The 13,400-nt window shown below is 39.6% G+C and carries 12 protein-coding genes; 7 read left to right on the top strand and 5 right to left on the bottom strand.

What is annotated here, in order from left to right:
* Nucleotides 1-65: 65 nt before the first annotated feature.
* Nucleotides 66-1,658: a sensor domain-containing diguanylate cyclase gene (locus FTV34_RS10935; protein ID WP_180070152.1), complete on the bottom strand. Its 1,593-nt coding sequence runs from the start codon at nucleotides 1,656-1,658 to the stop codon at nucleotides 66-68.
* 505 nt (nucleotides 1,659-2,163) lie between these two features.
* Entirely contained in the window at nucleotides 2,164-2,661 is a 498-nt protein-coding gene (locus FTV34_RS10940; RefSeq protein WP_004783133.1) for a Dps family protein, read from the bottom strand.
* A 666-nt stretch (nucleotides 2,662-3,327) separates the two neighbouring features.
* On the opposite strand from FTV34_RS10940, the gene katE reads away from it, so the two are divergent.
* The 7 genes from katE to FTV34_RS10975 all read left to right on the top strand — a co-directional run bounded on the left by katE (nucleotide 3,328) and on the right by FTV34_RS10975 (nucleotide 10,292).
* Nucleotides 3,328-5,451: a catalase HPII gene (gene katE / locus FTV34_RS10945; RefSeq protein ID WP_180070154.1), complete on the top strand. Its 2,124-nt coding sequence runs from the start codon at nucleotides 3,328-3,330 to the stop codon at nucleotides 5,449-5,451.
* A 57-nt stretch (nucleotides 5,452-5,508) separates the two neighbouring features.
* Complete coding sequence (locus FTV34_RS10950) at nucleotides 5,509-5,718, top strand: hypothetical protein (RefSeq protein ID WP_166135421.1); 210 nt, start codon at nucleotides 5,509-5,511, stop codon at nucleotides 5,716-5,718.
* A gap of 51 nt (nucleotides 5,719-5,769) precedes the next feature.
* On the top strand, nucleotides 5,770-6,753 hold the full coding sequence (locus FTV34_RS10955; protein WP_180070156.1) for an acyl-CoA dehydrogenase: 984 nt from the start codon (nucleotides 5,770-5,772) through the stop codon (nucleotides 6,751-6,753).
* Nucleotides 6,741-7,526, top strand: coding sequence for a PIG-L deacetylase family protein (locus FTV34_RS10960; protein ID WP_180053705.1), 786 nt, complete (start codon nucleotides 6,741-6,743; stop codon nucleotides 7,524-7,526). The genes FTV34_RS10955 and FTV34_RS10960 overlap by 13 nt, the downstream gene beginning before the upstream one ends.
* Complete coding sequence (locus tag FTV34_RS10965) at nucleotides 7,516-8,130, top strand: class I SAM-dependent methyltransferase (RefSeq protein ID WP_180053704.1); 615 nt, start codon at nucleotides 7,516-7,518, stop codon at nucleotides 8,128-8,130. The genes FTV34_RS10960 and FTV34_RS10965 overlap by 11 nt, the downstream gene beginning before the upstream one ends.
* On the top strand, nucleotides 8,127-8,840 hold the full coding sequence (locus tag FTV34_RS10970) for a glycosyltransferase family 2 protein (protein WP_180070158.1): 714 nt from the start codon (nucleotides 8,127-8,129) through the stop codon (nucleotides 8,838-8,840). Before FTV34_RS10965 ends, FTV34_RS10970 begins: the two co-directional genes overlap by 4 nt.
* A 204-nt stretch (nucleotides 8,841-9,044) precedes the next feature.
* Nucleotides 9,045-10,292 carry an MFS transporter gene (locus FTV34_RS10975; protein ID WP_180070159.1) on the top strand — a complete coding sequence of 416 codons (1,248 nt, stop codon included), beginning with the start codon at nucleotides 9,045-9,047 and terminating at the stop codon, nucleotides 10,290-10,292.
* Nucleotides 10,293-10,321: 29 nt separating this feature from the next.
* Here the strand turns inward: FTV34_RS10975 and FTV34_RS10980 are convergent, their stop codons facing one another.
* The 3 genes from FTV34_RS10980 to FTV34_RS10990 form a co-directional block, all read right to left on the bottom strand.
* The gene (locus tag FTV34_RS10980) at nucleotides 10,322-11,755 is read right to left on the bottom strand and encodes a trehalose-6-phosphate synthase (RefSeq protein WP_180070161.1); all 1,434 of its coding nucleotides are present in this window, start codon (nucleotides 11,753-11,755) and stop codon (nucleotides 10,322-10,324) included.
* A complete protein-coding gene (otsB, locus tag FTV34_RS10985; RefSeq protein WP_180070163.1) occupies nucleotides 11,748-12,593 on the bottom strand; it encodes a trehalose-phosphatase in 846 nt (281 codons plus the stop codon). Before otsB ends, FTV34_RS10980 begins: the two co-directional genes overlap by 8 nt.
* A 569-nt stretch (nucleotides 12,594-13,162) precedes the next feature.
* Nucleotides 13,163-13,357 carry a hypothetical protein gene (locus FTV34_RS10990; RefSeq protein ID WP_125279298.1) on the bottom strand — a complete coding sequence of 65 codons (195 nt, stop codon included), beginning with the start codon at nucleotides 13,355-13,357 and terminating at the stop codon, nucleotides 13,163-13,165.
* Nucleotides 13,358-13,400: the final 43 nt, after the last annotated feature.

Genomic DNA, 13,400 nt, shown 5'->3' on the forward strand with positions numbered 1-13,400 from the left:
AAACCCCATAACACAATAACAAAATAATATATTTAAATTATCTACTTAATAACTGTATAAAAATATTATAACTGAGCACTTTTTTCACCTGTCACCACACGATTTCTCCCTAAATGTTTGGCTTGATATAAATTCGTATCTGCTTGTTTTAAAACTTCTTTGATATCAGACGAAGTTAAAGGCCAGTGTGCAATACCGAGTGAAGCAGTGACTATTCCTACTTCAAGTAAATAAGTCGATGCCAGTTTATGTCTTAATCTTTCAGCGATTTTAGTTGCATGTGAAATCTCTTTGACTGGCGCAAGAATAATAAATTCTTCACCACCAACGCGACAGCAAATATCCTGTTCACGAAAACTTTCCCGAATAAATCCGGCAACTTTGGTTAATACCACATCACCCATATCATGCCCATGACGATCATTAATTTTCTTGAAATAGTCAATATCCAAAACCACCACAGCAAAATAAGTTTTATTGCTAATTAAATCATTTAAAAATAGTTCAAAGCCACGACGATTATAAAAGCCGGTTAAAGGATCGGTTAAAGTATCCTGTTTAAGTTCTTCAATCTCCTGATTAAAAACGTTTACACTAGATAATAGGGATCTCTTGAATTTAAAAACTTCAAAATACCAAGGCGTAATATGATTAATCTTTTCAGTGATACCTGGATCATTCAAATGACTTGCCATTTTGGCAAGATCATTTAATGGAGAGGTAATAGATTTTGAAATACGCCAGATGATTAAAAAGATAATAATATAGATAACAAAAATTGTGCCAATCACTTTGTAGGCAAGAAGACGGGCTTGGGCGAATAAATCTTCTGTAGGCTGCTGAAACACCACGGTCCAGTTAGTCGTAGGAATTTTTGCAAAACTTGCTAGTTCGCTAACTCCCATATCGTTGTTTAATTTTATTTTACCTGAGCTATGAGACTCCATATAAGCTAAACCGGTATTGTGTTGGAATGTTTTTCCAATTCTCTCTCTTTCTGGATGATAAATAATTTTATGTTCTTTATCAAAAACATATAAGTAGCTATTTTTATAACCATAATTTTCGCTTAAAAGTGTCTTTAATAAGGATTCTTCATGTAAATAGATAAACCCTGCAATAAAGCCTTGGTATTTATTATTCTGATCAAAGATGGGAAAACTAACCAGGACGACCAGATTACCTTTTAATGAATAATAGGGTGAGGAAATATAAGGCTTCTTTGATTCGAGTGATTTGCTAAAGCCCAAAGACCGGATAATCGCAACTTTATCTAATTTCAAGATTTCAGGCGCATATTCGATGACATGACCATCTGCATCGCTGATCAAAACACTGCTAAAAGAATTAGATTGTTGAATCAATCTGTTTAATTCAGTTTTTAATAACTGCTCATTATGAAAATCATTTTTAATAATATTGGCACTGAGGCTTAAATCATTAAATATATTTTTAAAATATAAATCAGAAATAGAAGCAACTTTAGCTGCATACTCATAATTAGTTGCAAGAGAATTATTAATCAGTTGTTGTCGGTGAATTACATTGCTCACAATCAATGTAATTGAAAAAAGAATCACCAGACTTACAAGTAAAAGGATTAAAATCAATTTACGTAAATTAAGTTTGAGTGAAATGAGCAACTTTTGAACACTCATAACTTAATCCCCTGAATCTTTCAGAAATACAAAATATATACAATATATTTCAATAATTATATTGTGTGATGTAGTTCTCTATTTTAGATGAATAATATTCAGTTTGTAAGCATTTTTGAAGCTTAATCTGTTGCTTATTTTGTAAGCAGAAATGGTTTGGTCCATTTGTTCAATATATTTAAAAGATATGGAAAAAGACTAAGATCAAAAAAATAATAAAATACTGATTTAGTAAAAATTATATTTTTATAATATAAGAAAATTTTATTTAAAAGCTAAATTTTCTATCTAGCCTAATATAATTAAATAGATAATAAATAAAGATTTATTGATTAAAAAATAATCTTTTAAAAGGTAAATATTTGTTTTTCAAAGCCTTCACTATAGGGTGAAAGGTGGGATAAATAAGTGCTCAAAAGGATATGACTTAAATTTGAACACTTATTTATTTTAGTAAAAGCTAATTTTCTGATTTTACAGTTGTTTTCTCAATGAGAAAAATTAATTACTCTAAAGTACTTCTTAACATCCAGGCTGTTTTTTCATGCACATCAAGACGTTGCGTGATTAAATCTGCAGTCGGTTGATCGTTGACTTCATCAACAACTTCAAAAAGATTGCGTGCGGTACGAGCTACCGTTTCATGAGCATTTACCAATAAACGCAACATTTCTTGGGCATCTGGTACACCTTCTACTTCTTTAATAGCAGTCAGCTTAACAAATTGCTGGTAAGTGCCGGGTGCGGCAAAGCCTAAAGCCCGGATACGTTCTGCAATCAAATCAAGAGCATTCCACTGTTCAGTATATTGGGTCATAAACATGCTATGCAGACTATTGAACTGTGGTCCGGTGACATTCCAGTGAAAGTTGTGGGTCATTAAATAGAGGGTATAGCTGTCTGCCAATAATTTAGATAGACCTTCGACGATTTTGGCACGGTCTTCGTAAGAAATACCAATATCAATTTTCATAGCTTTAGCATTTTTTTCTGAAGAGCCCATGTTTTACTCCTTAACAATTTTGTAGAGAGATATCTTTTAAAATAGAAGTTTGCCAGTCATGGCTGAAAAGATAGGAAATCTTGGCAGCATGACCTTTTATATGAAATAGATTTTTGCCACTATTTATATGTGGAAATAATTTTAAGTACTTCTGAGTTATATAGTTTATAGGACGGGCAAAGATATAAGTTTAGGCGTTCTGTATAGCCTGGTGACAGGATTGTAACTGTATAAAGAAATTAATTTTGCCTTATAAAACTCAAATGTCTGGATCAGTTTTTTAAAAACTTGTTTTCATTTTTAGATGATTAAGCCTTTATTTCATGATTTTATCTTTTAGTAAAAACTATCAGCTTTAAATTTTTTGAACTTTGTGATCGTTACTCGGTAAAAAAAACTGTGTAGTTAAGAAAAATAACAGAACTGTGCCTTTATTAAACAAGCCACTACAAAGACTCAGCAATGTATTCGTCAAATCTCGTTATGTTAGGGATACAGACGAAATCAATAAAAAGATTTTCATACTCAGCAACAGCTCACTATATACAGATAAAAGTGGAACTTTATTTTTCTGTAAAAACGGCAAGATGTTGAATAAAACTCAAGCGAATTTGAGATAGGCAAAAAAAAGACTTCACTAAACTCAAGATCAGCAAGGAAAATGTCATGAAAATTAAGGCGAACAGTCCAGCCACAGGTAAAAATGGTTTAGATAAGCAGAATACCAATAAAAAAAGTGAGCAGCTTGATGCATATCGTAGCGACTCCACCGAACAGACACTGACTACCAACCAAGGTGTCAAGATTTCGGATAACCAGAACAGTCTAAAAGCGGGCGTTCGTGGGGCAACTTTAATGGAGGATTTTATTCTTCGTGAAAAGATTACTCATTTTGACCATGAGCGTATTCCAGAGCGAATTGTGCATGCACGCGGTGTTGGAGCACATGGTTTTTTTGAAGCTTATCCAGGCAATGAAAAATGGACTAAAGCCGGGTTTCTAACCAATACCGGTGCCCAGACTCCTGTCTTTGTTCGATTCTCTACAGTACAAGGTCCTCGCGGTTCAGCAGATACGGTACGTGATATTCGTGGTTTTGCGACCAAGTTTTATACGGATGAAGGTAACTTTGACCTGGTGGCCAATGATGCGCCAGTGTTCTTTATTCAGGATGGCATCAAGTTCCCTGATTTTGTCCATGCGCTGAAACCTGAACCACAAACCGAGATTCCATCAGGTGCGTCAGCACATGATACTTTCTGGGACTTTGTCTCTCTTGTACCTGAATCTGCACATGCGGTGATGTGGGCAATGTCGGATCGTGCTATTCCACGTAATTTACGCTCGATTCAAGGTTTTGGGGTGCATACCTTCCGTTTGATCAATGCCGAAAATAAAGCTGTCTTTGTGAAGTTCCACTGGACGCCTAAACAAGGTTTGACACAGCTGGTATGGGATGAAGCGCAAAAACTGGCAGGTAAGGATCCCGATTTCCATCGTCGTGACCTGTATGAAGCGATTGCTTCCGGTAATTACCCGGAATGGGAATTAGGCGTACAGATCGTTCCTGAAGAAGATGAGATGAAATTTGATTTTGACTTGCTGGATGCAACCAAAATCATTCCGGAAGAACTGGTTCCAGTGACTCCAATTGGCCGTATGGTGTTGAACCGTAATGTTGATTATTTCTTCGGTGAAACTGAGCAGGTTGCTTTCTGTCCAGGTCACGTGGTTCCTGGTATTGACTTTACCAACGACCCGCTACTACAGGCCCGACTGTTCTCTTATACTGATACTCAGCTGAGCCGCTTGGGTGGTCCAAACTTCCATCAGATTCCAATTAATAAGCCGGTGTGCCCATTCCATAACAATCAGCGTGATGGTCTGCATCAACGTCTTATTCACACTGGACAGGCCAACTACGAACCAAACTCGATTGATGATAACTGGCCAGCTGAAGCGCCAGGTGCGACTCAGGCAGGTGGCTTCGAAAGCTATCAGGAACGTATTGACGGTAATAAAATCCGCCAGCGTAGTGAGTCTTTTAATGATCATTTCACTCATGCCCGTTTATTCTATCAAAGCCAGGCACCGCATGAGCAGAAGCATATTATTGATGCCTATGTCTTCGAACTGAGTAAAGTACAGCGCCAAAATATCCGTGAACGTGAAGTTCTCGAAGTGTTGTGTAATATCGACTTGACGCTGGCTCAACAGGTTGCGGACCAGTTAGGAATTGAAATCCCAGCTGAGAAAAAAGCTGCAAAACTGCCTGATGTTCTGATTTCTAAGCGTCTGTCTTTTGAAGCGTTTAAACCTGCTGATATTAAGGCACGTAAAATCGCGATTCTGGCACATGACAAAGCTAATGAAGCCAGTATTAAAGCTGTACAGGCTTGGGCTGAATCAGAGAGTGCTGTGGCTGATGTGTTAACACCTCGTCCAGGACCAGTCCTGAGCCAGCAAGGTACAGTGATCCCATCTGATGGAATGCAGAAAGCTGAACCGTCGATTGCCTATGATGCTGTAGTTATTGTCGATGGCGATAACTATGACATGGTGCTGAAAGATGGTATCGCGACTCACTATCTGCTTGAGGCTTATAAGCATCTGAAACCGATTGTCTTCCTGGGAGATAAAGGTCAGCTAATTGAAGATCTAAAACTGATCAGTGATGAAGGTACTTTAGCAAATTCTCAATTCGATACTGTGCAAGATAGCTTCAAGACCTTGATCATGAATCACCGTGTTTGGGCGCGTGAATTGATCTCAGAAACTATTCCTGCATAAATACCATGAGAATAGAAGCTTCGGCTTCTATTCTCTATTTCAAGGAATAAAACTTTTATGGCGAGACCAGATCCTAAAAAATTACTGGCACAGATGCAAAATGCGCAATGGAGCAGGGAGCAGGATATTTATCTGATCGAACATAACCACCTACCTATGAGTCAACTCAGAGAAGAGTTGCCTTTTAGTGAAGAAGAAATTATGGCACGCCGTAAGGTACTAGGACTGATGACCCGTTTAAAACAGATGAAAAGGCTTTTTCCTTAACTGGCTTTCATCAAATGACCACAATATCGATATTTTTGAGGAAGCACTTTTATGGACCTCAGTTCAATATTAGAAAGATTTAAAAATTCATCATTAGAACCTAAAGAAAATATTCAAATGACTTTGAAGGAACTGGTGCAACTTTCGGATCAGGTTCCTTTTCCTGCATCAGGGGAAACTTTAAAACGCTGGCAAATTTTAAGCCAGATCTCGGCAACCAATTTAAGTCTGGGTAAAATATTTGAGTCGCATCTGGATGCACTCGCAATTCTGCATGAATTAAATATTCCGGCAAATCCTCATCAGCTCTGGGCAGTCTGGGCAGCAGAAGGAGGGCCTCAACCATTGCAGCTGGATGAAGGCAAGCTGACTGGCATCAAAACCTGGTGTTCCGCTTCGAGCTGGGTAGAGTCAGGTTTACTGACGTATCGGGATGAACAAAATCGCTCTCAATTGCTAATTGTAGATATGCAGCAGCCTGGTATTCAGCATGACCATACTGTTTGGCAAGCTTTGGGAATGCAGCATACGTCCACGGCTCAACTGGAATTTAATCAGGTCCCTGTCAAAAAAGTTGCCGATCCACATGCTTATCTGGATCGGGTGGGATTCTGGTATGGAGCAGCAGGCGTTGCCGCTTGCTGGTATGGTGCGACAGTAGCTCTTGCTGAATATCTGCAGCAGGAACAGTTAAGAAAACCACATATGTATAAAGCCATGTATCTGGGTGAAATCAGCCGTGATCTTTTAGCTACTCAGGCTTTGTTCTATCGGGTTGCAGAATTGATTGACCAGCAACCTAAATTTCCTCATCAACTTCAGATTCAGGCTTTGCGTGCGCAGGTTGAAGCCACTGCATTAAATGTACTGAACCAGGTCGGAAAAGCACTTGGCGCATCGCCTTATTGTACCAATTCTTATTTTGCCCAGCTCGCAGCAGATCTGCCGGTATTTATCCGTCAAAGCCATGCTGCTTTTGATCTTGAGCGTATTGGAGAACTAAGCGCACAGGAGGAAGAACTATGGGCACTTTAAAACATGAGATTGTCGAAGATCGTGTGATCCATGGGGAGGGGACACGGGTGGAAGAATGGCGTAACTGCGAAATACTGCAACAGATACCAGAATTTAATATTTCCAATGTAATTCCTGCAGATGCCAGAGTCTGTATTGTGGCACCGCATCCGGATGATGAAATTCTGGGATGTGGCGGACTGATGCAACGTCTGGATAAACTCGGCTATAAGATTGTACTGTTTGCAGTGACTAATGGTACGGCCAGTCATCCCGGTTCGAGTCTGTATACGCCAGAAGAACTGAACCAGATTCGTCCAGCAGAAACTCGCCAAGCTCTCGAAGAATTGTCCTTAGAACAGCCAGTTCTTCGGATTGCTTTGGATATTCAGGATGGAAAAGTGGCTGAGCAGCGAGACTTGCTCAAACAGCAATTGTATTCATATTTACAGCCTAATGATGTATTGGTCACGACTTTTGTTCATGATGGACATCCAGATCATGAAATAACTGGGCAGGTCGTCCAGCAACTCGCCACTGAGCTACAGTTACCATATATTCAAGTTTTAATCTGGGCGTGGCACTGGGCCACACCAGGAGATACCCGAATTCCTTGGACGGTTGCGCACAAACTCAGGCTGACAGATGAAGAATTAAAATGTAAAGCCCGAGCTGCACGATGTTTCAAAAGTCAGATTGAGAATGATCCGACGACAGAACAGGCACCGATTGTCCCTGAGCATGCATTAGAGCGTGTTTTACAGCCATGGGAGGTTTATCTGTATGAACAGTAAATCAACTTATGATCATGCCTATTTTGATGCTTTATATGCGTTGAATCAGGGAGATCCATGGCATTATGAACAGCGCTGGTATGAACAGCGTAAACGTCAAATTTGTAAAGCACTCTTGCCCAAACTGCATTTTGAATCTGCCATAGAAATCGGTTGCAGTAATGGCATGCTAAGTCAGGAACTGGCTCCTCATACTGGAGAACTCATCTGTCTGGATGCCAATACGACAGCGATCCGGCTGGCACAACAACGCCTGCAAGATTATTCTCATGTCAGTTTTGTCCAAGGCGTTGTTCCGGAAGACTTGCCAGAGCGTAAATTCCAGCTAATTGTGCTGAGTGAAGTCTTATATTATCTGGATCAGGCCGCTTTAGAGAAATTGACCCACTGGCTGCACCACGCTCTTGATGCAGAAGGCTGTATTCTGGCTTGTCACTGGCGGGCACCGATTTCAGGTTTTAGCTTTACTGGTGATGATATTCATGACCATCTAAATGCACACTTACTTTACAGAAAATGTTCACAACTTCAGGAACCTGATTTTCTAATTGATGTCTGGATGAATAGCCCACAATCTGTGGCAGAGCAAGAGGGCCTTAAATGAATAAAATTGGCGTGGTTATTCCTGCCTGTAATGAAGAAGCCTTTATAGAACGCTGCTTGCTGGCCTTAAAAAAAGCACAATTTGAATTTTATCAATACCTTGGTTCATCAGAAAATATTCCCGAGATTAAGATTTTAGTTGTCTTAGACAGTTGTACCGATCAAACCGCGATCAAAGCGATGCGACTGGGGGTGGACGTCATTAGTTGTGACTTTCGTTCAGTGGGTAAGACCCGTCATTTAGGAGTACAAAAAGTAATTGAACAAGGATGCGACTGGATCTGTTGTACTGATGCGGATTCAAGTGTACAGGAAGACTGGTTCAAAGCCATGTGGAAGCACCAACCCACTGACGCAATTTGTGGGGTCGTTGAAGTGGACGAATGGAAAAATTTAAGCTTGGAAGCCCGACTAAAATATTTAGGCCACTATCAGGACAAAATGGATCATCGGCATATTCATGGTGCAAATTTATGTTTTAAAACAAGTATATATAATAATTCTAACGGATTTAGCCAGCTAGATTGTCATGAAGATGTCGACTTTGTTCGCCGTTTACAACAGGCAGGAGTCAAAATTACCTGGTCCAATCAATTAAGGGTAACAACCAGTAGCCGTCTACGGTCAAAAGTTGCTGAAGGTTTCGCCTGTTTTTTACAAAAGCTTGAGTTACAGGAAGCAATGAAAAAACCGATCAGCGTATACAAATAAAACTATAAAATTATAAATTTTATACAATCAATTACTTGTAAAAAATTTAAAAATTCATCTCTAAAAGCTATTTCATTTAGAAAAATTCTGTTTATAATTCACACAAATTAAGCCCTGCTACTTATATTTTTCAGCTATAAGTCCGCGGGGTTTTTCTATGGATGATCGGTAATGGATGCCTGAGCTCTTTCTTTTGGAATGACAATGTTAAATTCACAGCTAATTTCTCGTCTTCAGTCTCCATCACCGTATCTCTGGCAGAAAATCGCCACTGCACTGTGTTTTTTTAGTCTAGGTTTTAGTACAGCTGCCTGGGCGCCATTAATTCCTTATGCGCAGCAGCGCTTATTGCTGAACCATGCTGACTTTGGTTTACTTTTGCTATGTGCCGGAGTAGGTTCAATGCTGGCCATGCCATTGGCAGGTCGTATGGCAAGCAAGTTTGGTTGCCGTACAGTACTGGCTGTTATTCTGGCTGCATTTCTGTTCATCCTGCCAGCGCTAGCGATTAGTCCTACCAGCTTGATGATGGCAATTACCTTGTTTTTCTTTGGGGCCAGTGCAGGCGCTTTAGGTGTAACTGTAAATATTCAGGCTGCCCAGATTGAAAAACTCATGGATAAAAGTTTGATGTCGGGTTTCCATGGCGTATGTAGCTTGGGTGGTCTGGTTGGTGTATTAGGCATGACCACGTTAATGGGATTTGGTCTGGCACCTTTAACTGGCGCACTGGTCGTAAGTGTGATGTTGCTTGCGATTGCGATGCTGGCAATTCCATTCTGCTTAGGTGGTCAGTCATCAACTACAGAAGAAACTAATACAGCTACAGCAAAACCTGCGAAAAAAGCGCTACCAACATTCGCAATTTTAGGTATTGGTCTGATCTGTTTTGTATCCTTCCTGTCTGAAGGCGCAGCGATGGACTGGAGCGGTATTTATCTGGCAACCCAGTTTAACGTACCTGCGGCGCATACCGGTTTGGCTTATAGTTTCTTTGCTGGCTTGATGGTACTTGGACGTTTTAGCGGTCATCTCATCATTCAAAGCTTGGGTGAAAAAACCACTATTTTACTAAGTGCTTTACTGGCTGCAGCAGGCTTATTCATGGTGATCTTTGCACCAGTATGGCAAGTCGTTTTAACCGGTTATGCGATCTTGGGTCTAGGTAGCGCCAACATCGTTCCGTTAATGTTCTCTCGTGCAGGCCGCCAAAAATCTATGGCTTCTCATGTGGCATTATCTTATGTATCGGTATTTGCTTATACCGGTTCATTGATCGGACCAGCGCTGGTAGGTTTCGGTAGTGAAATTATTGGCTTGCGTTTAGTGTTTACAGTCATCGCAGTTGCTTTAATGAGCATTGTAATCCTGAACCATCTGACTGCCGGTCACAAAGAATCAGAAAAAGCAGAAGGTCTTATTGCCGGCCTAGACCATAAAACACCAGCATAAAGCTGTTGTTTTTTATGGGCTTTTCAGACTTATGCATGCATATTGAACTGGGTCGAGATGCCTTTGGCCACTGGTCGATAAATTCGCAAGCTTTGTGATTTTTTCAGGTCCGACAGGAACTGATCACGCCAGCGAATGATATCGAAATTCTTTAAGCCTTGCTGTAAATAGCGGTAACGTTCCAAACGTTCTGACTTAGGCATACGCAAGGCTCTTTTCAAGGCTTTGGCCATACTGTCCTGATCATAAGGATCAACCAGCAAGGCTTCCTTCATTTGCTCGGCAGCCCCGGCATATTTAGACAGGATCAGTACGCCTGGATCCAATGGATCTTGTGCAGCAATATATTCTTTGGCGACCAGATTCATCCCGTCACGGATTGAATTCACCCAGCAAATATCCGCCTTACGGTAGAGCTGCATCAGGGCTTCATGACCTAAAGTGTCATAGCTACAGTCAAAAGGCAGCCAGTTTGCATTACCATGCTGATGGTTTAAATTCTGCACCGCAGCCTGGAACTGTTCATAAAGTTTTTTATAGCTGTTCACATCCAGTCGGCATGGGCAGGCAATCTGTAATTGCTGGAACTGATTTTTAAATTCAGGCTGTTCATCCAGCAACTCCTGGAATGCATGAATTTTCTCCAGCAGCCCTTTACTGTAATCAATCCGGTCAACCGAAATAATGGTCTTATGGGCATGTGCTTTATTCAGATCAAAGGGCAGGTCAGTGACTTGGCTCTCAGCAGCCTGCTTCTGAATCTGCGCCGGGTGTACACCGATTGGATAAGCTTTCACATAAATCCGTTTAGACTGATAACTCAGGATTTCATCATTGCAATGCTGGATATTTAATACCTGTTCCAGGAAATCAATACAGTTGGCCTGATCGCGTGGAGTTTGCAGACCGATGACATCAAAATCTCCCAGATGTCGGGCCAGTTCCTGATAAGGAGGCAGCGTTTGCCAAAGTTTTAGTTCGGGGAAAGGAATATGCAGGAAGAACCCAATCCGGTTGCGCATACCTAATTTACGACAGTAATGCGCAACACTCAGAAAATGATAATCATGAATCCAGATGATGTCATGTGGTGAAGCCACCTGTTTCAGGTGTTTGGCAAAACGCAAATTGACATCTTTATAGGTTTTAAAATCCTGCGGCTGATATTCAACACGTTGATGCTGGTCATGCATTAACGGCCATAAGGCATTATTAGAAAAACCACAATAATAACCCTGGTACTGGGCTTCGCTCAGTGCACTGGTATGATATTCCACATTCTGATGTTTCAGAATCTGAAATTTCTGTTCCTTGTTCTGGTCAACTCTGGAGCCATTCCATCCAACCCAGATACCGCCTATATCTTGCAATGCATCCTGCAATGCAACAGCCAATCCACCAGCCTTCATACTTTCTGGGTTAGGTAGATTCACACGGTTTGATAACACAATGAGTTTAGACATGTGATTTCTCCAATCGTTGTTGTTTTTGTACTTCAATTACCTTTAAAAATTCTTTCAGGAAGGCCTGAACTTGAGAGACGTTTTCCAGTCTGTACCGTGCCAGGGTCTGGCCAGGGCCTACTTTGATTGAGCAGCCGTGAAGAGCATTGATGACTTTGAATCCGGCTTCATCGGTCAGGTCATCACCGATAAACATGGGATAATGATCAGTGAGATGGTATTGCTGAATAATCTGTTGAATCGCTGAACCTTTATTGGCACCTTTGGGTACCAACTCAAATACATATTTGCCAGCTTTTAACTCAAAGTCTGAAAACTGATTGAGGCACTCCAACGCAAAGGCATGTACGCGATCTTCCAGTTGAGGATGTTCACGAAAATGTAGCGCAACAGAATAATCTTTAACCTCGATCCGCAAATCAGGGATTTGAACTGCCTGTTCCTGAATATATTGTTTTAGGGCTTGTAGCTGCGGCTTATTTAAAGAGATTAATGTCTTTAAATCAGCTTGATAGATTAATTCCAGACCATGTGATCCAGCGATATTCCATTGCAGAGGATGAATAAGTCTTTGTGCTTGTAAAATAGAACGACCCGTAACTAATATCAGCTGAATATATTGTTGTAAATTTTTCAATATATTTATAATTTCAGGTTGAATTATACTTTTATCTGGATCTGGGTGAAATTCAGAGATTGTTCCGTCAATATCAAGAAATAAAACAACCTGGTCTGAGTCCATATTCAGGTTGCAATCATTTAAAATCATCTTTGGCGATATATAAAAAGATGAGCTAGATGAATCTTCTAAATCTTGTTCCCTATGTATGCCTGACATAAATCCACCTAAGTACATGATATAAAATAGATTAAAAATTAGAGTTAAACTGTGTGATTTTTAATCTAATTAGTTTTATAACATATTCTATTTTTCAAATTGGTGTTAGGCGCAGAAAAGAAACACTTTTGACATGTAAAGTTACTTTGTAAAATTTGGAAATATTCAGTAGGAAAGATTGATATTCTTTGTATATTTGTAAAATAATTTTTCAGTGATTTTTAATATATTAATAATGATATTTAAGGTATTGCATATTAAGTGATTGAGTAATTTTGAGTGCTATAAATAAGACTCTTTTGATTATTTAATGTAAAAAAATGGTTTTGATTTATATTTCTAGAAATTAATTCATTAGCTTTCTATTAAATAATAGGCATTAAATTAGAAATATTTAAAAACACATTTAATATAAAATATAAATATAGCGCAGCCTATTAATTTTTTATTAAAGCCAGTTTTGAAAGGAAGGATAAATTATAAAATCTTGGTGCTACATAGAAGAGAGAGGGTTATATCTTTGAGAGACTAGGTGTAGACATAACCCCATAAAGAGGAGAGCAGAGTGCTTATAGCTCTCTCCAGACATCGTTCTCATCTTTCAATGGAATAGTAAAGTTAAAGTCATCATCATTACTGACTAAAAGACTGGTAGGGGTTTGCATCAAAACTTTTAAAACAGTACCAGCTTCAAAAATAATCGGGTGACAGTTTTCCTTTTCCAAGGTCACTGGCTTAAGTAATTCAATCACAGAACTTTCCATATTTTTATTCCCAAATATTGATACTTCGCTGTTTTTTAATCTT

The sequence above is a fragment of the Acinetobacter sp. YH16038 genome (assembly GCF_013417275.1).
Lineage (GTDB): Bacteria > Pseudomonadota > Gammaproteobacteria > Pseudomonadales > Moraxellaceae > Acinetobacter.